This is a genomic window from Paraburkholderia sp. SECH2 (assembly GCF_030464795.1).
Taxonomy (GTDB): Bacteria; Pseudomonadota; Gammaproteobacteria; order Burkholderiales; family Burkholderiaceae; genus Paraburkholderia; species Paraburkholderia aspalathi.
On the sequence record NZ_JALPRH010000014.1, the window covers coordinates 45,032 to 65,729 of the forward strand.

General features: G+C 63.9%; 15 protein-coding genes and 1 pseudogene. 7 read left to right on the forward strand and 9 right to left on the reverse strand.

The features are described 5' to 3' along the window. Positions 1–48 precede the first annotated feature (48 nt). The 3 genes from scpB to M0D66_RS22305 form a co-directional block, all read right to left on the reverse strand. Complete coding sequence (scpB, locus tag M0D66_RS22295) at positions 49–1,203, reverse strand: SMC-Scp complex subunit ScpB (protein WP_266211606.1); 1,155 nt, start codon at positions 1,201–1,203, stop codon at positions 49–51. A gap of 372 nt (positions 1,204–1,575) precedes the next feature. Then, a complete protein-coding gene (locus M0D66_RS22300; RefSeq protein ID WP_266211607.1) occupies positions 1,576–2,799 on the reverse strand; it encodes a pyridoxal phosphate-dependent aminotransferase in 1,224 nt (407 codons plus the stop codon). Positions 2,800–2,936: 137 nt separating this feature from the next. Next, entirely contained in the window at positions 2,937–3,839 is a 903-nt protein-coding gene (locus M0D66_RS22305) for a LysR family transcriptional regulator (RefSeq protein WP_266211608.1), read from the reverse strand. Between the two features lie 408 nt (positions 3,840–4,247). Here M0D66_RS22305 and M0D66_RS22310 point away from each other — a divergent pair. Together M0D66_RS22310 and M0D66_RS22315 are read left to right on the forward strand one after the other, a co-directional pair. Next, a pseudogene (locus M0D66_RS22310) lies at positions 4,248–4,634 on the forward strand (transposase); the annotation flags it as partial. A gap of 308 nt (positions 4,635–4,942) precedes the next feature. Continuing rightward, positions 4,943–5,197, forward strand: a complete 255-nt coding sequence (locus M0D66_RS22315) for a hypothetical protein (protein ID WP_093632446.1) — start codon at positions 4,943–4,945, stop codon at positions 5,195–5,197. A 378-nt stretch (positions 5,198–5,575) separates the two neighbouring features. Here M0D66_RS22315 and M0D66_RS22320 read toward each other — a convergent pair whose 3' ends face one another. Further along, positions 5,576–5,899 (reverse strand): hypothetical protein, encoded by a 324-nt coding sequence (locus tag M0D66_RS22320; RefSeq protein WP_054034659.1) that lies wholly within the window; start codon positions 5,897–5,899, stop codon positions 5,576–5,578. Positions 5,900–6,165: 266 nt separating this feature from the next. On the opposite strand from M0D66_RS22320, the gene M0D66_RS22325 reads away from it, so the two are divergent. From M0D66_RS22325 to M0D66_RS22335, 3 genes are all read left to right on the forward strand, one after another. Then, positions 6,166–6,885, forward strand: a complete 720-nt coding sequence (locus M0D66_RS22325; RefSeq protein WP_266211609.1) for a YdcF family protein — start codon at positions 6,166–6,168, stop codon at positions 6,883–6,885. A 245-nt stretch (positions 6,886–7,130) separates the two neighbouring features. Continuing rightward, positions 7,131–7,373 (forward strand): hypothetical protein, encoded by a 243-nt coding sequence (locus M0D66_RS22330; protein WP_093632441.1) that lies wholly within the window; start codon positions 7,131–7,133, stop codon positions 7,371–7,373. Positions 7,374–7,572: 199 nt separating this feature from the next. Next, positions 7,573–7,830, forward strand: a complete 258-nt coding sequence (locus M0D66_RS22335; RefSeq protein WP_007182306.1) for a hypothetical protein — start codon at positions 7,573–7,575, stop codon at positions 7,828–7,830. 138 nt (positions 7,831–7,968) lie between these two features. Here the strand turns inward: M0D66_RS22335 and M0D66_RS22340 are convergent, their stop codons facing one another. Further along, positions 7,969–8,259, reverse strand: coding sequence for a putative quinol monooxygenase (locus M0D66_RS22340; RefSeq protein ID WP_093632755.1), 291 nt, complete (start codon positions 8,257–8,259; stop codon positions 7,969–7,971). 563 nt (positions 8,260–8,822) lie between these two features. On the opposite strand from M0D66_RS22340, the gene M0D66_RS22345 reads away from it, so the two are divergent. After that, on the forward strand, positions 8,823–10,118 hold the full coding sequence (locus tag M0D66_RS22345) for an EAL domain-containing protein (RefSeq protein WP_266211667.1): 1,296 nt from the start codon (positions 8,823–8,825) through the stop codon (positions 10,116–10,118). 123 nt (positions 10,119–10,241) lie between these two features. Here the strand turns inward: M0D66_RS22345 and arfB are convergent, their stop codons facing one another. Continuing rightward, positions 10,242–10,646 (reverse strand): alternative ribosome rescue aminoacyl-tRNA hydrolase ArfB, encoded by a 405-nt coding sequence (gene arfB, locus M0D66_RS22350; protein ID WP_054034662.1) that lies wholly within the window; start codon positions 10,644–10,646, stop codon positions 10,242–10,244. Positions 10,647–10,796: 150 nt separating this feature from the next. On the opposite strand from arfB, the gene M0D66_RS22355 reads away from it, so the two are divergent. Next, positions 10,797–11,438: a VC0807 family protein gene (locus M0D66_RS22355; RefSeq protein ID WP_266211610.1), complete on the forward strand. Its 642-nt coding sequence runs from the start codon at positions 10,797–10,799 to the stop codon at positions 11,436–11,438. A 127-nt stretch (positions 11,439–11,565) separates the two neighbouring features. Here M0D66_RS22355 and M0D66_RS22360 read toward each other — a convergent pair whose 3' ends face one another. The 3 genes from M0D66_RS22360 to recC are packed head-to-tail and all read right to left on the reverse strand — an operon-like array spanning position 11,566 to position 20,677. Beyond that, complete coding sequence (locus M0D66_RS22360; protein ID WP_266211611.1) at positions 11,566–13,602, reverse strand: AAA family ATPase; 2,037 nt, start codon at positions 13,600–13,602, stop codon at positions 11,566–11,568. Then, entirely contained in the window at positions 13,599–17,291 is a 3,693-nt protein-coding gene (gene recB, locus M0D66_RS22365) for an exodeoxyribonuclease V subunit beta (RefSeq protein ID WP_266211612.1), read from the reverse strand. Before recB ends, M0D66_RS22360 begins: the two co-directional genes overlap by 4 nt. Continuing rightward, a complete protein-coding gene (gene recC / locus M0D66_RS22370) occupies positions 17,288–20,677 on the reverse strand; it encodes an exodeoxyribonuclease V subunit gamma (RefSeq protein WP_266211613.1) in 3,390 nt (1,129 codons plus the stop codon). Before recC ends, recB begins: the two co-directional genes overlap by 4 nt. Positions 20,678–20,698: the final 21 nt, after the last annotated feature.

Genomic DNA, 20,698 nt, shown 5'->3' on the forward strand with positions numbered 1-20,698 from the left:
CAGGTCGCGCGCGCCCATTGCGGGCGCGGCAAAAAAAGTTCGGTTACGTCAGGCGCTGCGCGACTCGGGTTCGTCGTCGGTCAGAATGCCTGCGTCCTGTGCAGCATCGCGGCGATCCTCAGGATCGCCGTGCGCCGCCGTGGTCGGGTTCGGCTCGGCGGCGTGCTCCGTATTGCGGAGTACGCCCGAGTCGTGCGCGGGTATTGCCGGATCGGCCTGGGAGACCGGATCGTGATTCAGTGCGGGCTCGGCGGCGCCGGCCTGCGGTTCAACGTTCGCCGCTTCGGCATGTTCCTGCCCATTCGGCGCTGCTGCAGCGTCCTGATGGGACTCAGGCGCCGGTGCGGCGACCGCCGGATCATGCCTTGCCTCGGCAAGTTCAGTTTCGCCTGCTTCGACTGCCCCGCTCGCCTCAGCCGGCTCCGCGTGCTGCGTCTGAGCGGCCGGCGTTTGATGCTCTTCAGCGTGTTCGCCGGCGATTTCCGTTCCAGCCGCCTCGCCAACCGCCTCAACGTGGCCGTGATCGGCAGTCTCGTCGAGAGATTCGCCTACTTCAGCGTCAGCCTCCCCGATGACAGATTCCGACGGCCCTTCGAGCGGGCTCTCTTCGTCCGAAGCCAATGCCTGTACGGCCCCGGCCTCGGAAAACTCGATCGCATGCTGACCGAGCAGATCCGCATTCAGTTGCGCCGACGGATCCGCGAGCGGTGGTAATTCGTCGAGCGCCTTCAAACCGAGGTCGTCGAGAAATTGCCGCGTTGTCGCGTACAGCGCCGGACGCCCCGGCACATCACGATGGCCGATCACTTCGATCCAGCCGCGATCCTCGAGTTGCTTGACGACCTGCGTATTTACCGTGACGCCGCGAATCTCTTCGATATCGCCGCGCGTGACCGGTTGCCTGTACGCAATGATCGCGAGCGTCTCGAGCACCGCGCGCGAATACTTCGGCGGTTTCTCGGGATGCAAACGATCCAGGTACGAACGCATCGCGGGCTTGCTTTGAAATCGCCAGCCCGACGCCAGCCCGACCAGCTCCACACCGCGCCCAGACCAATCCTGCTTCAGGTCTTCGAGCAAATTCCGAACAGTGTCTGCCGACACGCCGTCGGCAAAGAGCTTGCGCAAATCGACGAGCTTTAACGGCTCCTGCGCGCAGATCAAGGCAGTCTCGAGGACGATCTTCGCCTCTTGGGTATTCATGCAGCTAGGTCAGACCCTGTGGTCAAAGAACCGGATCAAACAGACGATGTGGAACTGAAGACGCGCTCGCCCGATTCTGATCGGTCATATTGATGGGAGCACGCACCGGGGGGAGGCGAAACAGGCAATCGAGCCAAACCCAGCCGGACGGAGCAGCGATATTCCTGAAAGGAATCGCGTGACTGAGCGCCATATTACGCAAAAACAACCAGTGCGTAAAGACGAAATCCCCGGCGCATTTTTCAGCGGCGCCCCAAGCTGCGTGCTTTCGCGGAAAACCAGACGGAAATACACGAGAATCGGACTGAAATGGACCCTTAATTGGAACCTTACGGGCCCCTCAGTCACGCCGAGCGCCCTTTCCGCCGCGCCTCACCGCGTGCCGTGCTGCGCGAGGAAACGCTTCAGACGCTCGACACCCGCGTCCAGCCGCGCCGTGTCGCAGGCATAGCACCAGCGCACGAAACCCTCGCCTTGCGGACCAAACGCGCTGCCGGGCGCCACGCCCAGGCCCACTTCGCGCACCATGGCTTTGCATAGCTCGAGACTGCGCGACGCACCCGGCATCGAGAAAAACACATACATCGCCCCGGGCGGCGCCTTCACGTCGACACCCGGCACCGCGGACAGCGCCCGCACCAGATGGTCGCGCGATGCCTTCAGGTCGAGCACCAATTCCCGTGTGAAGCGCTCGCCCTGCTGGACGGCCGCGATGCCCGCCTGCTGGACGAAAGCCGGTGCGCACGAGGTGTTGTATTCGACCAGCTTGCCCAGATCGTCCATCAGCGAGGCCGGCGCGACGATCCAGCCGAGCCGCCAACCAGTCATCAGCCACGCCTTGGAAAACGAATTCACGCAGATCACGCGTTCGTCGCGCGTGGCGAGATCGAGAAACGACGGCGCCGTGCGTGAATGGGTACTCTCAACGCCAGCTTCAGGGTCCGCGTAATAAAGACGCTCGTAGACTTCGTCGGCGACGATCCAGATGCCGTGGCGGCGGCAATGCGCCAGCACGGCGCGCTGCTCTTCGCGGCTCATCACCCAGCCAGTCGGATTGTTCGGCGAGTTGATCAGCAGCATCTTCGTGTCCGGCGTCAGCGCCGCCAGCAACTGTTCGAGATCGAGTTGCCAGCCGCGCTCACCGTAGCCCAGCGCGACGGTTTCTACATGCGCGCCCAGAATCTTGGGAATCTCGACCAGATTCGGCCACAGCGGCGTGACCGCGACAACGCGGTCGCCCGCTCCCACCACCAGCTGCGCGGCCAGCATCAGTGCGTTGACGCCGGCGCTCGTCACCGCAATGTGATCGGACGACGTCGGCCCGTGCAACTTGCTGACGTAGTCCGCGAGCGCCGCCCGCAACGGCGCAATGCCCAGGTTATGCGTATAGAAGGTGGCGCCGGCAGCCAATGCGGCGCTAGCGGCGTCGCGGATGAACGCCGGGGTCACCCGGTCGGACTCGCCGAACCAGAACGGCAACACGTCCGCAACGCCGAAACCGGCGTTCGCGACTTCCCGGATCTGTGAAGGACGCAGTGCGCGCACGGCGTCGCGCGCGTTGGGGACGGAGGGCACGGGCAGATCCGTTTCGCTCATCGAGACTTCCAGACAGTGATGGACGGGTAATGGGTCGAGGCTGACGCCAAGGGAGGCGACAGTTTAGCGCGGCGCCGGCTTTTGGGACGGCGGAGTCGCCGGCGACGTCACCGAGTCAAGCGGCGCGGCCAAAGTCATCAGCCCAAATCCTCAGCCCGCGCCGGCAATTGACGAATCAGACTCCACACCGCCTCCGCCGCCGGCGACAGCGAACGGTCGCGCCGTCGCACCAGTTCCACAGTGCGCTCCGCGCGCGGCACGAGCGGCCGCGCCACCAGCGAGGCGCCAGCCGGCAACGGCAAGGCCAGCCAGGGCAGCACGCTCACGCCCACGCCCGCCTCGACCAGCCCAAAAACGGTCGCGGAATGCCCCAGCTCCTGCACCACGGTGGCGCTCACGCCGTATTCCTGCATCACGGCATCGATGATCGGCCGGCTGCCTGACGCGTAATCGAGCATGACGAGCTGCTGGCCTTCGAGGTCCGTCCATGCCACCTGCTTATGTGCCGCCAGGGGGTGGTCTTCGCGTGAAACGACGCAAAACGAATCGGTCATCAGCGATTCGCTCAGCAGGTCGTCGGCAGAAAACGGACCAATGATCACGCCGAAATCGACTTCGCCTGACTTCACCTTGCGCACCACGTCGCTTTGCACGTCGTCGCGCAGACCCAAAGTGATGTAGGGAAACTGCCGTCCGCACAACGCCACTATGCCGGGCATCAACCGGCAAGCGATCGTCGGGCTTGCGGCCACCACCACCCGTCCGCGGCGTTGCTCGCCGATTTCGCGGATCTCGCGCAAGGCGTCGTCCAGATCCGTCAGCAGCCGCGACACGCTCGACACCAGGTTGCCGCCGACATCCGTCAACTGCACCTCGCGCGTGGTCCGGTCGATCAGCTTCAGACCGATCTCCCCTTCCAGTTCGCGTACGCAGCGGCTGACCGCCGATTGCGTCAGACCGATTTCATCGCCGGCCCGACTAAAGCTCTGCAAACGGGCGACCTCAATGAAAACCCTTAGCTGACGCAGCGTCACATTCATTTACCAGCCTCATCAATAACCCAGTTTGATGCGCATTGTATGGCGAAATGCCGCACCACATTCGCATTTAGTGCTAACGCTGCAGCGCAGCAATAAGGCGCAAACGCACGCTGGACGGGCTTGATTGCACAAGATTGGTGATTGTCCCGATTTGCGAGATGGGTTTTTTGGATTCTTATACGCCCCTAGCTAGCGCCCGCGCTGGCCCGCTGTCACAGGGCTTTCAGGTAGTTGGATCAAGTTGGCACACTTCCTGCATTTACATGCACACAGGGTCGGCGCCATGACTACTGACTGAATAGCAGATCGTGGCAAGCCCGACCCCCCTTGGCACTCGCCTATCGAGTGCATGGAGAGTGCGCGGCGCGGGGCAGCGCACCGGAGTTAGCTTCGCTGAGGTGAAACATGATGCTGTTCGACGATTTGAGAGACAACGAGTGGGCGCTGGTCGAGGCGTTGTTCTGTGCGGAGCCAGCACGGAGCGAACGTCGTGGTCGACCACGCGTGGAAGCGCGCGCAGTAGTCAATGCCGTGCTTTGGGTGCTGTCGACTGGAGAAGGCTGGTCCAAACTGCCGGGCCGCTATCCGTCGCCGCCGACTTGCCGCCGTCGCTTCGACGAATGGCAAGCCGATGGTACGCTCGCCGAAATAGTTAAGCGACTCGGCACGAGCGGCCGTGAAATTTCGCTGCGCGGCCGCATTGGCGCGACTGCGGCGAAACCGCCGGCACCGCCGAGCCGCGACCGTCTGCGTGGCGCATTCTGGACCAATCCGGAATCGTGGCGCGCGCCGGTCAAGATGGCCTGACGCGAATTGTTTTGCCTCCGGGCGCCTGCGGGCGCCCGGCGTGTATCTGGGCCGCCGTGCGCCGTCTTTCGACGCCCGTCCGACCTGCAATGGGCACCGCTCTTCGGCGCGCCCAGCTGAGTCGTCCCCTTCCGTTTCTTCGCCGTCATTGTCGACTCGCTTCAGACACCTGAAGCGAGTCGATTATTGCGGGTGAAACATCCATTTACTATTGCTTACAGCGTGCTTTCGCCACTCGGCATACCTTATGTGTATGCAAACAGGCCTTGAGTCGATCGGCTTGACGGGAGCTCAGCATGAAACCAATGTCACTGCTTCTGTGCGGCATTGTCGTTTCATCAATGGCCGCACCGGCGCTCGCACAGCAGCGCCCACAAGGGTGGAACTGGCGGCCGGATCACACGGCCACCATCGAAGCCTGGCAGCAAAGCGGAACACGCAACCGCGACTTCACGCCGCCTGCGCCCCGTGGCGACTTGCGCGGCGATATCGCGAGCAATGTACGCACGCGGCCTGAACCGCCGCGCGACGACCCTGCACGCCGCCGCTAGGTATGTACCGCCGCACCGGTGACCGGCTCGGCGTGTGCGTGTGTCAAATCACTTGGGATTGCCGCTGTTGTTCGCCGCCATTGTTCGATATAGCCGGCGCCCATCGTCGCTGCAAGACAACGCGCTGCATGGCGAATTGAACGATCAGGGAACCACCGGCCAATGCGCCAGTCTGATTCAACGCCATTAGCACAGCGTGGCAGTAGTAATTCCGGTACGCCCGTATCCTTGCGATACGGGCTTTTTTTTTGCGCCAACAGGCGAGCGGCACGCACTGTATCAGGCGCACCAGCCAGCCAACAAAGCGAAGCAATGGAATCACCGCCAGCCGCGTGGAGCGGCTGGGAAATACAGCGCCAGCGCCTTTCGCCCGCGCCCTTAAGGCCGGGCTTCGAGAGCGGCTGTGGGCCGCGCTTCGGCTGTCGCGACGACGTAGTCGTTCATTCGCTGTGCGGTCCAGCTCAACAGGCGTTCGTCGTGCGCAAGCCTCGCGAACTCGGCTCTGCCGCGGTCGGTGAGCACGGCAATATCAACCGGTGCATGAAAGCCCGGAGCCGGTGCGACGGTGCGCTGCCGAACAGTGTCCATCAAGCCTAGCGCGCGAAGATATTGGAAGACACCCGGTCGTCTGGCCCATGGGACCTGGCGATATTGCGCCCGCCGCAGCGCTTCAAGTACCGCTTCGTTGGAATACGTGGTCATCTCACTTCTTTCTTAAAGTGCAGCTATGACACATCTATGCCCAACACGTCACCGCGCCACCAGTGACGCGCATAGCACCCGCCCTTGGCTGGAAACTGGCCGCTTTCATGCGGTCGAATTCCGCCAGGTGCTGCCCTGGTCTCGTTTTCGGAACCCCCGTCTGAACACCATGTTAGCGTTCTGTCTACGGGCCGACGATGCAACCGCTGCGGCGCGATAGCAGGCCCATAGATTTGTCCCGAAAGTCATACGTTACCCCATTTAAATTGATTCTATTCACTTTATTAGCGCTTTTTTTTGCAGCAATCGTGCTTTGGAAACGCGCCCGCCGGCCGCTCGCCATTGGCGCGATCGCCCTGTTCTGGCTGCTCGCCGCCGGCTGGCTCACGGCTCCATTGCTGGAATTGGCGCAGCCGCATCGGCAGACCGACACGCCCGCCCGCTTCGCGCCGCGCACCGCAATCGTCATGCTCGGCGGCGGCACTATTTACGACGATGACGATGTGCTCGTGCCACCGCGTGACGTGCTCGCGCGCATCGCCGTGAGCGCGGAAAACTACGCGGCTTGCAAACGTGCGGCCGCCACGTGTCAGGTTATCGTGAGCGGCGGCAATCCGCAGCGACATAGCGCAACCGAAGCGGATACCTATCTGCCCTACCTGCTGCGGCGCCAGGTGCCGCGTGCGGACATCGTGCTGGAAAACAGCAGCCGCACGACTTACGAAAACGCACGCAACGTCTCTGCCATTCTCGACCGGTCACATTACGATTCGCTGATACTCGTCACCTCCGCCTATCAGATGCCGCGCGCATTGCTCGACTTCCATCGTTTCGGCCTCACGCCACAGCCGCTGATCTCGAGCGCGCTGCATACAGATCCCGGTGTACTGCCGCGCTATGACAATCTGGTGAATGCAGAGATTGCACTGCACGAACTGATTGGAATCGCGCAATTTCACGTCTATCGTGCAATCGGATGGTTCTGAATCTCGCGATTCCTGACAAAGCAATTTATTTAGAGATGCGAATATTCTTTGTGCCGCCAACGCATTGTCGAGTTCGAAATGAGATCGTCGTCGACAGCGACTGTGGACCGAACGCAACAAGGTGTAACCAATTGTCACTGTAGTTACAAAACGTCCGCTGGAGCGGATATTGCTGGCTAGAATGCATTGTCTTTCCGATTGGACAGGCAAATACTCGGGTCCATTACCACTCTGCGGAGGTAACAATGAAGAAAGTGTCCCTGGCGATCCTGGTTTCCCTCAGTGCCGTAACAGGCGCGGCCTATGCGCAGGACAACGGCGTCATGATGAGCACCGATCCGGCCAAGGCCGCCGACGTCGAGCAGCGCGCGCAAGATTTGCAAAACCGCCAGCAAGCAATGGAAAGCGCGCCTATGCCGGAGAAACATCACAAGATGGCCCCGCACCATCACAAGAAGGCCGCGAAGGCCGAAGCCGCCAGTTCGTAAGCGCAGTTTGACAGCATCACCTGCGGCCTCGCCGCGAAGGTGAAAAGCCGAAGCCGGCACCGCCGGTTTCGGCTTTTTTGTTGTCTAATGGACTCGCCGCAGGCCCGCTGCGGCCGGCCGACGTTATGCTAAAGTCGCGCACCGACCGGCGCCTGCCGGACTCCCCCTAACCTGTGCGCACCTTGGTGCGGAGGACAGCATGAGCAACATCCAGCTAGATATCGAATGGACTGAAGCAGCATCTCGCAAAATCGAAAAACTGATGCCGCGCGGCGGTCAGGAAGCGTTCCTCGCGCTGCCGCCCGTCGAGTGCCTGCCGATGGAAGGCGACGTGCTGTTTCTTGGCCCGGACGGCAAGCAACAGCCGTTCATTGTCGCGGAACGCCAGTATCACCACGACGGCGATGCCGACTGGACCATCATCCTGATCCTCGACGTCCCGCAAGCCACGCACTAAAGATAAACGGCGAGCGCCGCGCAGGCCGTGTCCGGTCTGGCAGCTCACTCGCCGTCGTTCGACTTTCGGGGTTCGACCTTCAGAGATCTCCCGCTGTTCGCCCCCGCTTTTCGTCTCCGCTTTTCGCCCTTTGAACGCTTACGCGATCTTCGACAAGACGCGAATTTCCGCGTGTTCGACCCAATCCGCCACCGCTTTCTTATAAGCGGCAATGTGCGCGGATTTTGCATGCGCCGCCAGCGCTTCCTGGCTTTTCCAACGCTCGACAAACACGAACCGGCGCGGCTCCTGCACGTCACGGTGCAGATCGTATTGAAGCGCACCTTGCTCTTCGCGCGTAGGCCCAACGATGCCTTCTGCCGCTTCGCGCAATTGCTCTTCATAACCCGGCTTTGCCACCGAGATTGCGACCACCGCTATTTCCGTCATGCCTGTACTCCGTTTGTTCAGGAAAAGCAGCAGCATACCCGCCGCCCGTCAATCCTGCAGGCGCTCACGCGCACTGGGCCGGCTCCTGCGGCCACGCCGTGATTACCCTGCAGCAGAGCCACCCGCGGACGCAAAAAGTCTGAGCACCGTCCTTGCCTGGAGTTTGGCGGACAGCCACTTACCGCCCTGCTACCCTCGGTTTCATACGCATGATTGATTGCATTCGAACGGTCAGTCCTGCGCGCGGCAAACGAGTGCGAAACCCACGCCAAACACCCACAGGACCGGGGCCGGCCACCGCGCCACGGCCGGTTTGTTAGCCGCCCAGCCACATCCCGCGTCTGTGATAACCCGCACATTCACGCGAAGTTCGAACTGCTAGACTGGTTTTGACTAATCCCGCCGGAGCCCAGCATGGCTGGCATTGCTCTCCGCGTTCCCGGGCTGTGCCCGCCTTACCCTGCCGGCGCCTGGGCTGTGCATCCGTTGCGCGTTAAATCTGTCCGCGCGCCCCGTCACCCGCTTGCCGCGATGTCACTATGCCCGCACTCATGCCTGCCCTTATGCCGACCGTCAGCGAATTGACCCTTAGCGGCCTGCTCCCGCATCTGGTCCGGGACGAGTCCGGCTGGACCGCGACGTGGCGCGCCCTAACCCTGCACAGCGTGTTCCAGCCGGTGCTGTCCGTCACGCATCAGTGCGTGGTCGGCTACGAGGGTCTGCTGCGCGCGTTCGATCCGGTCGGCTTACCGGTATCGCCGGAAGTGCTCTTCTCCGGCACGCGCTCGGCCGCCGACGCACGCGAGCTCGATCGCATCGCACGCTGCCTGCACGTGGCGAATTTCATGGAACAGGGCATCAGCACCGGCTGGCTGTTTCTGAATACGCGTCCGCAGGTGTTCGAAACCGGCTGGCCGCAGCGCACCTTTATCGACGAGCTCTCGGCGCACTTCGGCTTGGCGCAGGAGCGCATCGTCATCGAAGTACTTGAACAACCTGCTGACGATGAATCCGCCGTCGCCAGCATGCTCGCGGCGTCGCAGCCGCGCGACTTCCTGATTGCGATCGACGACTTCGGCACCGGTTTTTCGAACTTCGACCGCGTGTGGCGCTTTCGCCCCGACATCGTCAAACTTGACCGTTCGCTGGTCGCGCGCGCGGGCAAACGTGAAGGCGACGATTCGATGATCAGCCATCTGATCGCGATGCTCCACCAGTCCGGTACGCTGGTGCTGGCCGAAGGCGTCGAAACCGACGAAGAGTTGATGATCCTGATGCAGGCCGACGTCGATTTCGTGCAAGGTTTCTGGCTCGGCCAGCCGAAGGGTTCGGTGCAGGCTGCGTGCGCCAAAGTGCCGGCGCTGATCGAGTCGATGTGGAGCAAATTCGCCGCCTATGAACAGGCTCATGCGGGCCACCAGCGGCTCGGTTTCGAAGGGTTCGCCGAAGCCGTGCTCGCCGCTTCCGAAACCTTCAAAGCCACCGGCGATCTGCGGCAGGCGGCGCAAAAGGTGTGGCATCTGCCCGAAGCACGCCGCGTGTTCGTCACCGACGGCCAAGGCGAACAGACGCAAGCGTCGGTCTCGGCCGTCTCGCTGCCGCCGCCTCCGCTGCGGCTCGCGCCGCTCTACACCGATACGCGCAGCAACTGGTCACGGCGCGCGTACTTCAAGCACGCACTCGCTGCGCCAGGACGCGTCGCCATGATGGGGCCGCACTACTCGCTCGCAGACGGCCAGGATTGCTATACCGCGGCAATCGCATTCGAGCGTGACGGCACGCATGTGCTGTGCGTCGATTTTGTGCCGATGACTTCGCCGTCCGATACGCGCTCTGGCCGACGCGGGGGCAAACGCTGAAGCCCCGCGACCGTTGGCTGGCGCGCGTTGTCGTGAGATTCTCAGGGTGCCTCACAGGGCACTTTTGTCGCTCTGCCGGGATTTAGCGCCTCGGCCCTGCCGCCTTAAATCCCTTTAATCCCGTCAATCCTCCACCCGCCCGCGGCCGGATTTGATCTCACTGCGCTTGGCCTTGCTGTCGAGGCGACGTCGATTCGACGCGCGCGTCGGCCGGGTCGCGACACGCGGCTTGCGCGTCACGCTGACGCTTTCGATCAGCTCGTCGAGCCGCGCCAGCGCCGCCGCGCGGTTCATCTCCTGAGTGCGATGCTGCTGCGCCTTGATGATCACCACGCCGTCGCGCGTAAGCCGATGATCGGACAGCGCGAGCAGGCGCATCTTCAGCACTTCCGGTAACGACGAAGCGTGCACGTCGAAACGCAGATGGATGGCGCTCGAGACCTTGTTGACGTTCTGGCCGCCCGCTCCTTGGGCGCGCACTGCGGTCAATTCGATTTCGTTTGGCGGGATCGGATAACGGGATGTCATGATGGGATTGAGCTAGAGACGCAAGTGTACACAGAGCAAAGTCGAATACCGACTACGGACTATCCGCCGCGGCTGCCGATGCGAAAAACTATTTGCATCGACACGGCCGGTTCATCGATACTGCGGTTTTCGCTTACAGCGTAAATTAATATGAAACTCCGTCCGGGTTTTGTGCTGGAACTGGCTGTCAACTTTCTGCTGCCATGGCTTGCCTACCGGTTCGCGCTGCCGCACCTTGGCGAGACCGGCGCGCTGATCGCGTCCGCCGTGCCGCCGATCGTCTGGAGCCTGATCGAACTGGTGCGCTTTCGACGCGTCGACGCGCTCAGCATCATGGTCGTGGCGGGCATCGTGCTGTCGGTCGCGGCGATGGCGCTGGGCGGCAGTCCCCGCATGTTGCTGCTGCGGGAGTCGCTCGTGTCCGGCGCGGTGGGCGTGGTGTTTCTGCTGTCGTTGCCGATGCGCCGTCCGCTGATCTTCTATCTCGCGCGCGCCACCGTCGCCCGTGAAATGGAAGGCGGCGCCGAGCGCTTTGAAGCCTTGTGGCGCGAGCGGCCTGCTCTCGTCAGCGCAATGCGGCTCATGACGCTCGTATGGGGCGTCGGCCTGACAGGTGAAACGGCGCTGCGTGCCTGGATGGCGCTCACCTGGCCCATCGAGCGCTTTTTGGTGGTCTCGCCGTTCGTCGGCTATGGCATTTACGGCGCCTTGACGCTGTGGACGGTGTGGTATCGCAAGACCATGCCCAGCCGGGTCGAGGCGCGCGTGCAGCCGGGCGGGATCACGGGCTGAGGGGTTGGCTGCCCGGCTGCTTAGCTGCCCAAGTTGCCTCGCCTGCCTGCGCCACACGGACTGCCTGAATCGCACTGACTCCTTGCTGAGCTCGCGAACGAATACGTGCCTCGCCCACACGATCCCGCTAGGCGACGCGGCACGCCTCCGCAATTCGCGCGGCTAGACCTGAATCACGCTGCGTCGGCGTCGCGATGGCCTGCGCCAGCACGGCGCGCGCGCCAATCACTTCCACACGCTCACGTGCACGGGTAATCGCCGTGTAGACGAGCTCTCGCGACAGCACGCGGCTGAACACCGACGGCAACATCAACACCGCATGCTGGAACTCCGAGCCTTGCGACTTATGAACCGTGAGCGCGAATGCCGTATCGTGCGGCGGCAGTGCAGCAGGCGATACAGCACGCAGACCGCCGTCGCCGGTACGGAAATACACGCGCAACGCACCGCCCGCACCCGGCAGCGCAATGCCGATGTCGCCGTTGAACAGACCGAGCGCGTAATCGTTGCGCGTCACCATGACGGGGCGTCCAGCGAACCACTGCGCGCCTACGGCCAGCGTCACACCCGCTGCGCGCCGCACCTGTGCGGCCATTGCGGCATTCACCTGATCGACGCCGCGCGGCCCCGAGCGGGTCGCGCACAGAATTCGAAAACGGTTCAGCGCGTCGAACAGCGGCAACGGGTCCGGTGTATCGGCGGCCAGTGCTTCGGCGAGCGCATCCGCGTACGGGGCAAAACCTACGGCGAGTCGCGCGATTGTGCGATCGGTGAGCGTCGCATGCGTATCTTCGTACAGCGCCGCTGCGCAGGGTTCGGCCGGATCGATGCGCAGGACTTCGAGGGCCGCGCCGGCCGCACCGTTGCGAATCGCGAGCGACAAACGGCCGATGGGCGATTCGAGGCCGAATCGATAGTTGCGCTCGAGCCAGACGACGCAGTCGGCGAGCGGGTTTTGGGCGGGCGAAGGCGGTGCTGAGACGAACAAATCGTCAGGCTGCGTATCGAAATCGTCTGGCGCACCCGTTTGCGTGAAAAAATCGTCAGGCTCTTCGTCGAAGCCGCTCGATGCATCCGGCAGTGCATCCGACAACCGCGCCGATTCGATGCCCAGCGCCTCAGCAATCCTCTGCAGTCCGTTCTCCGTAAAAGCAGGCCGCGCGCTGAGCTCGGCGAACACCGCACCGGCCTCGACGGCAGCGAGCTGGTCCTTGTCACCCAGCATCACGAGACGCGTCTGCGGCGCAATGGCGTCGAGCAGATGCGCCGCCATCGCCACGTCGATCATCGAAGCCTCGTCGATCACGACGACGTCGTAAGGCAGCGGGTTGTCGCGATGATGCCGGAAGCGCGCACCCGGCCCTGAACCAAGCAACCGATGCAAGGTGTACGACGTCTGCGGCAAGCGCGCGGCGAGTTCGGGCGGCAAATCGCCGGCACGGGCGAGCAAGGCTTCCTGCATGCGTTGCGCGGCTTTGCCAGTGGGCGCCGCCAATGCAATTCGCAGATCGGCCCGCGCATCGAGCAAACAGGCGAGCACGCCGACCACCGTCGTCGTCTTGCCGGTACCTGGGCCGCCGCTGACGATGGTCAAGCGCCCGGACAGCGCCATGACTGCCGCGACACGTTGCCAGTCGACTTCATCGTCCTGCGGGAGGCCGAAGTAGCGCAACAGACGTTCGTGCAACGTTTGAGCGGTAGCGTCCGTGTCTACGCCTGCACTGGCGCCTGCATTTGCACTCGCGTGCGCAACCAGCGAACGCGCAAGACGCCGCTCATAGTCGTAGTAGCGCGCCAGATACAGCCGCCCTTGCCCATCGACCACCAGCGGCCGCAACGCCGCCGCACTTTGTGACCCGTCGCTAGCCATGCCGCTGGCGAACAGCGCTGCACGCACTTCCGCGCTCGATGCATCGAAGCGTCGCGCCAGCACCGCCAGCGGCAGGCACACGTGCCCTTCGGCAGTCGCACGGCTCGCGGCAAAGGCGGCCCGCGCGGCCCACTTCACAGCCTCGCCCGAGGCGCCGCCACGCCGCGCCAACGTGCCGATGCGGCGCGCGAACCCTTCGGCGAGCGCGGTGCTGAAATCGGCCGGCGCGGGCAGATTCACCCCGATGTCGTCGAGCTCCGGCGGCGCGGAAGAGTTCCGCTCGAACGTGCTCATGCGACACCTCCAATCATTGCCGCGTCGAGCAGCGCCACGAGTTCGAATGCAGGCCGCCGCATATGCACGCCGGCCGCTCCATCGGCGTCACGCCACTGCGGACGAACCCCGCGCACGAACAGATAGAGATAGCCGCCGATGTGCGTGTCGTACGCATAATCGCGTACCCGTGTTTTCAGATAGCGATGCAGCGCCACCGTATAAAGCAGCGCCTGCAAGTGATAAGCGTGGCCCGCCATGGCCGCTTCGAGCGGCGCCGCGGCGTAGTCGGTAGCGGTGTCGCCCAGATGGTTCGACTTCCAGTCGACGATCCAGAAGCGTCCGTCATGCTCGACGATCATGTCGATAAATCCTTTGACGAAACCACGCAACATGCCGGGTTCCAGCGCAACGTCGGGATAGCCGTGTTCGATCAGCAACTCGCGCAACGCCGGAAAATCGAGCGAAGGCGCGGCAAACAGAAATTCGAGTTCGTTCAGACGGTGCCGCGGATTCAACCTGGCGAGCGCCATGCCGGGCACAAGCTCGGTGCTCACCACGTCCGCGATCAGGTTATGCATCATGGCGGGCAAGCGTGCCGCGAGTTCGGGCACTGCCGGCGCCGGACGCTCGCGCAACGCGCCCCGGATGGCGTCCGGCCATGTCTGCGGATCGGTGAAATCCGCGAGCTCGAACATGCGGTGCAGACACTCGCCCGCCGCCGCGCCGCGTGGAAACGCGAAAATGTCGTCCTCCGCGTAGGACGGCGCTTGCGGCACCGCTAATGGCATCGGCGTTAGCGCGTCGGCGATCTCGTCGTGATCGGGGCGTACCTCTTCCAGCGGCGTATGCGCCTCCTCCGCTTTGCTGCCGGCGGCGATCAAGCCGCTGAAGCTGGCCATGCGCCACTGGTCACGCAACGGCCGCCGATTGGCGCGCGCCTGCATCCGCGCGCCGCTGTCCTGGAGGCTTTCCAAGGGCGCACGGCGCTCCACTTTCGGCAATGCCTGCAGCGTGATCGGACCGCCCGCCAGCGCCTGCCACGATGATGACAAAGCGGCTTCGTCGGGTGGATCGGTGAGCCAATCGTCGAAGCTGTGACCGTTGCCACCCACCAGCCAGTTCAGCACGCTGCGCCGCGACTCCTTGGTGGAGCGCGACGAAAGATAAGTCCCTGCGACGAGATAGCAACGGTACACCGCGCGCGTCAACGCAACGTAGACGAGCCGTGCCCGTTCCGCCGCCTGTTCGCGCGCCGCGTAACGTGAGGCGCGTTCGGCTTCCTCGTCGTCGCAACCGTAATGCAATACCGCGCCGCCGGTTTCGTCGTGATATTCGCGTGCATCGGGCAAGCCGGAGGATGGCGGCTCGCGCAGCGCACCGTCGTTCAGAAACGGACAGAACACGACCGCATATTCCAGCCCTTTCGATTTGTGCACGGTGACGATCTGCACAAGGTTGCGATCCGACTCGAGCCGCAATTGCGCGTCTTCGCCGCCACCTTGCGTGCGTTGCGCGGCGAGCCAACGCAAGGTCGGCGCGATGCCGGGCTGCGTGGCGGCACGCGCCTGCACGAGTTCGGCCAGATGATTCACATTCGTCAGACGGCGCTCGCCATCCGGCCCGGCCACCAAACGCTGCGCGACGCGCAGTTCGCGCATCAGCGTGCGCCACATCAAAGCGAAACCGCGCTCGTGCCATAGCGTGCGATAGCGCGAGAAACGTTCGACCCAACCCATCGCGTCCGCGGCATGTGCGGGATCGTCGGCCGGCGCCGGTGCGTCGGCGACCTGCTCCAGGCGCCACAGCGCGGCCGCGTCGAGGCCAAGCCAATCAGTAGCGAGCGCGGCGCGCAAACGGCGCAGATCGCCCGGCGTATCAACTGCGGCCAGCACGCGTTCAATCTGCTCAGCGTCGAGCGTCGCGAACACCGAGGCCTGCGCCAGTTCCACGCTGCCCACACCCCACGACGCCAGCACACGCTTGATCAGACTGCCCTGCTTATGAGTTTGCACAAGCACTGCGATGTTGCCTGGCGCAAGCGGCGCATCACCGATCGTCACCGAACCTTCGCGTGCGCCGCGCAGGAGCCGCACGATCTCGGCGGCGCAGGCTTCGCTCGCCGCGCGCTGCGCTTCGCGTTTGGTCAACGCGGCGTCGCCTTGCGGCAAAGTCCAGATGCGGAAGTCCCCCGCGTTTGCATCCGGTTCGGAGAACGGCGGACGACGCCGCTCGCCAGCCCGCACCGGCTGATAGCCGAGACCGTCGAGCACGAACGCCTGTGGATTGGCTTCGAACAGCCGGTTGCAGGCCTCGACGATCGGCGCGGTCGAACGCTGATTGACCGCAAGCGTGTAGCACGCCGAAGCCGCCTCACGCGCCGCCAGATAAGTATGCAAATCCGCCGCGCGAAAACTGTAGATCGCCTGCTTCGGATCGCCGACCAGAAACAGCGGACCAGCCGGCGCGAAGATACGGCTGAAGATCGCGAACTGCAACGGATCGGTATCCTGAAACTCGTCGATCAGTGCGGCCGGATAACGTGCGCGCAAAGCATCGGCCAGCCAGGGGTTGGCCGCGAGCGCGCGATACAGATTGGACAGCAGATCGTCGAACGACACCACCCGGCGCGTGCGTTTGCGCGCTATCAGTTCGGCCGGCGCGTAGTCGAGCCATGTTTCGACGAGCGAAAGCCAGCGCGCGCGTTGCGCGGCTTCGGCTGCGATCACGGCGGCAGAGAGCGCTTCGGCGTGCTCGAAGAACGGATGCTCGGGCGGTTCGAACTTGACCTTGGTCGCCTTCTTCAACGCCGAAGCCGTCAGTTTCAAGGCAGCCTTGGGCGGCGGCGCATGGCAATCGCCCTGAGCGAAGTATTCGGTCCATGCGGCAATCGCGGCGCTCACGAGTTCAGGCTTGTGCGAGGTCTTGCTCAGACGGTCCTGCGCTTGTCCAAGCAGACTGACGATCGCGTCGCGCTCCGCCCGCCACATCGCGCAGGCCGCATCGAAAACCGTCTGCGGATCGGCATTGTTTCCAGCTGAATCGAGCTGGCCCCAGCGCAACTGCGCCAACGGCTTCTTCAGGCGCCGCGCGAGTTGCTCATCGAGCGACGCGGGACCGGCGCGTTTGGCCACCAGCCATGCGGCAAACGCAGGATGCGCGTAGGCCACCGGTTCCACCTGCTCGCGCCAGAAATCGGCCGCCATTTCGAAACGCAAGGCCGCATCGTCGGCTTCCATTTCGAAGGCGAACGGCATGGCCGCGGCGAACGGCGCCTCCTGCAACGCACGCTGACAGAACGCGTGGATGGTGTGAATCGCGGCCTGGTCGAACGTGCGCAGTGCGCGGCGGACGACCTTCAATGCGGTCTCGCGATCGATGCCGCGCTCCGGCGCCAGCGTCGTTTCAAAGAGACGCTGGATGAACGGATCGCCACCGTCGTCGTCCGTATCGATGGCCCGGCCCAGTTCCGCGAGCCGCCCGCGAATCCGCTCGTGCAACTCTGCGGTCGCCGCCTTGGTAAAGGTCACGACGAGAATCTGATCCGCGTTCAGGTTCTTTTCGAGCAGCAGACGCACGTACAACGCGCAAATGTTCCAGGTCTTGCCGGTTCCCGCCGACGCCTCGATCTGATTGACGCCGTCGAGCGAACAGGCGAAGACGTCGAGCTCTTCCGCGACCAGTGCGTGATGGTGAACGGCGCCGCTCATGACGCGCTCCGCAGATGCTGCACGAGCGGCTTGAACACGATCGAGGCAAGACTGCCGAACGGTTCGTCGAGCGAAAGCGGCGTGCCGCGCAGCGCGATGCGCAAGGCAGGGTCATCTGATTCACCGCGCACCCGATCATTGATCCACACGCCCTGCGCCGCGGAATCGCTTTCGCTGACCTTCACCCACGCGCTCTTTGGGAAAAAGCGCAGCGGCAGCATGCGCCCTGCTCTGAACAACGCCGCAAGCGGCGCCAGCTCATCGAGTGGCGCGGCGACCGGCGTGAACTCGAAGCTCTCGCCACTGCCATGCCAAACCGTACGGCGTGGGCCGTTCGGCAGCGCCGCGCAATAGACCAGATGCGCAAGCCACGCCGATAGATAGTCGCGCGCAGTAGGCTTGGCGTAGCGGAAAATCACTTGTCCTGTTTCGGTCAGCAAATTCAAGGTGCCATGCAGTTGCAACGGTGTTTCGGCCGCTTTGCGCAGTGCGGCGTCATGCGAGCCGAAAAGCGTATCTGCAATGTCAGCGCTGTGAGGCCAACGCGGCACGATATCCAGCACGAACGGCAACCGTTCCACACCCGAGGCGACTTCGCGGCGCACGCTGTCGGCGAGCTGTCGCAGCGCGCCGAGTTCGCGCGAGCGCCATACCGCGCCGGTCGCGCCACCCGGCAGTTCGGGACTGGCCGCGGCGACGCGGCGCACGCGCTCGAACATGCTGTCGTCGTCTTTGATCTCGCTGTCCAGCAGTACCGGCAAGAGCCGCTCCGCCAGCGCATCCCGTCCGGCCCAATCGAGTTCGAACGGCTCGGTGTCGAGCAATTCACCCTGCGCATCCGACAACACGATCCCCAAACGGTCGCGCAACAACGCACGCGCCGGATGACGCCAGAAGCGCACGAATTCGTCGAATGCGACTGAGGCCGTCTCTTCGGGCGGCAAGGGTTGATCGAAGAACGGCGCGGCGGCCGGATGCTGCGGCGCGGCCAGCAAACTGGCCAGTTCCGCGCGATCCACGTCGTAAGTGAAAAGACCGCGCTGCGACGAGAAATAGTCCGACGCGAACGCCTGCAGCGGATGATCAATGATGAACGCATGCCGTGCGGCTTCGATCTCCGCGGGACTCGCCCCTTCCCCCGCCGACACTTGCGCGAGGTGGTCGAGCAATTCATCGACCAGCGCGGCCGGCGGCAACGGCGCATTGTCGCGAATGCTGCGGCCGGTATAGGCGATGAACAGCCGGTCGCGCGCGGCCAGCAGCAGATCGAGAAACAGATTGCGTTCGTCGTCGCGGCGCTGCCGGTCGCCTGCTTTGCCGAACGCGGCCATCAGGTCGAATTCGTCCGCGCGGGCGAGACTCGGCAGCACGCCGTCATCCATGCCGAGCAGGCAGACGATGCGATACGGCAAACCGCGCAAGCTGGTCAGCGACGAAAACGTCACGCTGCCCCAAGGCACGCCGCCGCGCGCCGGGTCGTCGAGCGCCTCGGTGAGCGCGCCGCGCACCACGGCGGCCGGCAGCACGACATCTTGCGCGCCCGCTTGCATCGCGTCGCCCATCTTGTCGATCGCGTCGCGTACTGCCGCCAGCGAATCGGCAAACGCCACGCCGCCGTCGAAACACTGCGCAAGCGTTTCGAGCAGCAGTTGCGTCCATTCGGCGGGCGTCTGCTCGACCGAGCAGCGCTGCGCGAAGGTTTCGATATCGTCGACGAAACGCGACAAGCGGCCGAGAAGCTCCGCGTCCGAACCATCAGCGCCTTCAACGGGCAGCCAGGCATCGACCGGCTCGCCGCCATCCGGCATCGCATAGCCAAGGTACAGACGGGTCAGCGCATCCGCAAACGTATGACGCTCGACAGGCACGTGCTCGCCCGTCGGCTCGCCAGGCACCAGCCCGCGACGCGCACCGGCTGCCGCGAGCCATTCCTGCGCAGCTTCAAGCGCGCTGGCATCGATGCCGTAACGCGCGGCGATCGCATCGACACGCAACCATTCGATCAGATCCGGCGCGCCCACGCTACGCTCAGGCAAGGCCAGCCAATCGAGCAGCAAACGCGCGACCGGATTGGCCTGCGAAGGCGGCAAGCCGGTGATCCGATACGGAATGCGGCGAGTATCGCCAGGCGGCGCGGTGCCGAATACCGCATCGATCAACGGCCCGGCGGCGGCGAGATCGGACACGGCAACGAGCACATCGGACGGCTGCAGATCGTCGAACTCATCGAACCAGCCAAGCAGGCGGTCGTGCAGCACTTCGAGCTGCCGCGACAGGCTGTGACACACGTGGACTTCAATGCCGTTTTCGATCGGCAATTCGTCCGTGTCCGCGTCTGTTCCCGCTTCAGCCCGCAGATCGAGGATGCCGTTCTGCACGGCGGCGAGCCAGCTCGGTTCCGGATTCTCGGTGAAGTCTCCGGTCTCGCCAGATGCAGCGCTCTCAGTCAGCTCGTGCAGCATATGCAGTTGCGCCTGAGTCTGACGGCCCCATTCGGCTAGCAGCGGATGACCCACTTCCTGATAGTCGAGCTGACCAGCAACATCGAGCGCTTCGACGCGGCCCGCACTGACGACGTCGAACCAGAATTCACGGCACGGGTTCATCACATACAGACGCACGTCAACCCAGCGCGACAACGCGCGCAACAAGGCGACGTGCAGCGGCGGCATGGTCGGCAGCGCGAACACGCTGACCGCTTCAGGCCACTGTGCGTTCGAGATGGCTTCGAGATCGAGCGTGCCGATTTCCTCGAGAAAGCGATAAGCGGGCGGTAAGGCGGCTGCGGGCGTTTGCGCGTCGCCCGCTACTTCGGCGAGCACGGCACGCCACAGCGCGGCTTGCCAACGCTCGTCCTCACGGGCCGCTTCACTTGCGCCAACGAGACGCGGCCCCTTGTCATCCGCCGCGCCGCTCGCGAAAATCGAACCGCCCTTCTGCCATTGCAGCAGCCATTCCGGGCGATAAGTCAGATAGTGGTCGAGCACGGTAGCGACGCGCCGCGCCAGTTCATAGCGCATCGATGCATCCGCCGCATCGAGATAAGTACGCAGACGCGGCGACGCATTCCACGGCAATGCTTCATCCGCCTCCCCCAGCAACCGGTAGCAGCGCCAGACGAGCCGGTCCGGCGCGAATGGCGAATGCTTGGGCACTTCGATCACGCCGCCGATTTGCGCCCACAACCACTGCGCGAGGTAACCAAAATTGACATTCGCGCAGATTCCCTGGCGCGCCGCGATGTCGAGCTCGAGCCGCCGCCGCACCGCCGCGCTCGGGACGATCACGGGCTGCGCGGTCCAGGGATCGGACGGCGCTTCTGCCAGGTCGTCGAGTAGCGCGCCGACAAGGGTTTCGTAGCGGTTCGAGTAGAAGAGTTGGAGCATGGATCCTGGGAAAGCAGGCGA

Coding starts and splice junctions, on each gene's coding strand:
- M0D66_RS22315 (WP_093632446.1), top strand. CDS start 4,943: ATGAAACCAATGTCACTGCTTCTGTGCGGCATTGTCGTTTCATCAATG.
- recB (WP_266211612.1), bottom strand. CDS start 17,291: ATGAGCGGCGCCGTTCACCATCACGCACTGGTCGCGGAAGAGCTCGAC.
- M0D66_RS22320 (WP_054034659.1), bottom strand. CDS start 5,899: ATGACCACGTATTCCAACGAAGCGGTACTTGAAGCGCTGCGGCGGGCG.
- M0D66_RS22345 (WP_266211667.1), top strand. CDS start 8,823: ATGCCGACCGTCAGCGAATTGACCCTTAGCGGCCTGCTCCCGCATCTG.
- M0D66_RS22330 (WP_093632441.1), top strand. CDS start 7,131: ATGAAGAAAGTGTCCCTGGCGATCCTGGTTTCCCTCAGTGCCGTAACA.
- M0D66_RS22300 (WP_266211607.1), bottom strand. CDS start 2,799: ATGAGCGAAACGGATCTGCCCGTGCCCTCCGTCCCCAACGCGCGCGAC.
- recC (WP_266211613.1), bottom strand. CDS start 20,677: ATGCTCCAACTCTTCTACTCGAACCGCTACGAAACCCTTGTCGGCGCG.
- M0D66_RS22335 (WP_007182306.1), top strand. CDS start 7,573: ATGAGCAACATCCAGCTAGATATCGAATGGACTGAAGCAGCATCTCGC.
- M0D66_RS22340 (WP_093632755.1), bottom strand. CDS start 8,259: ATGACGGAAATAGCGGTGGTCGCAATCTCGGTGGCAAAGCCGGGTTAT.
- scpB (WP_266211606.1), bottom strand. CDS start 1,203: ATGAATACCCAAGAGGCGAAGATCGTCCTCGAGACTGCCTTGATCTGC.
- arfB (WP_054034662.1), bottom strand. CDS start 10,646: ATGACATCCCGTTATCCGATCCCGCCAAACGAAATCGAATTGACCGCA.
- M0D66_RS22305 (WP_266211608.1), bottom strand. CDS start 3,839: ATGAATGTGACGCTGCGTCAGCTAAGGGTTTTCATTGAGGTCGCCCGT.
- M0D66_RS22360 (WP_266211611.1), bottom strand. CDS start 13,602: ATGAGCACGTTCGAGCGGAACTCTTCCGCGCCGCCGGAGCTCGACGAC.
- M0D66_RS22355 (WP_266211610.1), top strand. CDS start 10,797: ATGAAACTCCGTCCGGGTTTTGTGCTGGAACTGGCTGTCAACTTTCTG.